The organism is [Clostridium] symbiosum ATCC 14940, assembly GCF_000466485.1.
Classification (GTDB): domain Bacteria; phylum Bacillota; class Clostridia; order Lachnospirales; family Lachnospiraceae; genus Otoolea; species Otoolea symbiosa.
The window spans coordinates 1-1,310 of sequence record NZ_KE992801.1; the positions used below are offsets into that span (position 1 = coordinate 1).

Sequence of the window (1,310 nt, forward strand, 5' to 3'; positions counted from 1 at the left end):
TAAAAGCTTTTTCGATTTTTGAAAGCAGCTCCGGCGTTATGTCTTCCACTACTTCACCTCCCCTAAGTATTCAATCCCTGTCAGGCCCCGAAGGTTTTCAGGACCGAAATAACCCGGGACAGCCTGGTTGATTTTAGTCACACCATCACCAATGCTGGTTAGCATCGCTGCATCTGGTTCAAATACCGGTTCCCAGGCAGCGCGGGTAAGATATAACTGTTTCCGCTGGTATGGATAATCATCCCGGATGCATGCAGCTAAATATCCGACATTTAAAAATCCGCTTCCGAAGGTCCGCTGTGCTTTCCTGGCTGCCAATCTTAGATTCTCATGGCTGGCCTTTATGGCTTCTGCACTGCTGGGGTTATCTGTTACAAAGCCCAAATCGTCTAACGTCAAACCGGTTTCCCCTGAAAACAGCGAAGCAAACATCCGGAGCTGTTCTGTATGCGGCGACATGCTCTGCTGGGTAAACTGCCCCAATTTTGGGCTGTCCCCGTCTGCGTCTTTATCAAACTGAAGCATGGATGACATTGTTGCCCGCCATTTTTCCATCCGCTCCGCCTCGCTTGACAATCCCACCACGTATTTTTGTGGGAAGGAGTAAAATTCTGCCGCAATCTCCGATCGCTTAATCGTTCGAAGCGCGCTCCCCATAATTTCCATACAGGCCCGGCTTATCCGTGAATGTCCGAACGGCCTGACCGCATCCGGCCGGTAAATAATTGGGACCAGTAACGGATACGGCGCACTATTCGGTATACTTTCAACCTCTTTCCCCCCTGCCCGGTAATAAACTGTTCTTCCCGGTACGAAATATGCTTCCAATGTTGGCTTTTTGTCTTTATCTACTTCCAGCACTGCATACCCTTCTGTTAATAGCCCGGTAATCGGATCTATAATACCCGTTGCGCTTCCACCGTCGATGACCTGTAACCGGGGGAATCCGTCCTCGTCTGCACTGATGTAGATAAAACAGCAGGATGACACCAATGCAGATAGTACCGCACTATCAAACAGTGTGTCCGGATTATTCATCTGAAATATTTCGTTTAGGTCAAAATTGTCGTCCATAAATTCACGAAATATAAGCCTATCTGATAGGGAATCTACCGCTTTCCCGCACCAGCCGAGAACGGATTTCCAGTTCTTCAAGTTTGGCGGAGTCGATATTCCCATATCAACAAAGCTATTTTTCATTTCATAATATTTGTACCGGAGCTGAACCCTTGATTTTTTCATGGTCAATTTTCTCCGCAAATATTCAATTCCGTTCAGTTCTGTCATGTCGTTCTCCTTTTGGCGTGTGT

The 1,310-nt window shown here is 47.3% G+C and carries 1 protein-coding gene; it reads right to left on the reverse strand.

What is annotated here, in order from left to right; all coding sequences use genetic code 11:
- Positions 1-48: 48 nt before the first annotated feature.
- On the reverse strand, positions 49-1,310 hold a 1,262-nt coding region (locus tag CLOSYM_RS01910; RefSeq protein ID WP_021640726.1), incomplete at its 5' end, for a phage portal protein.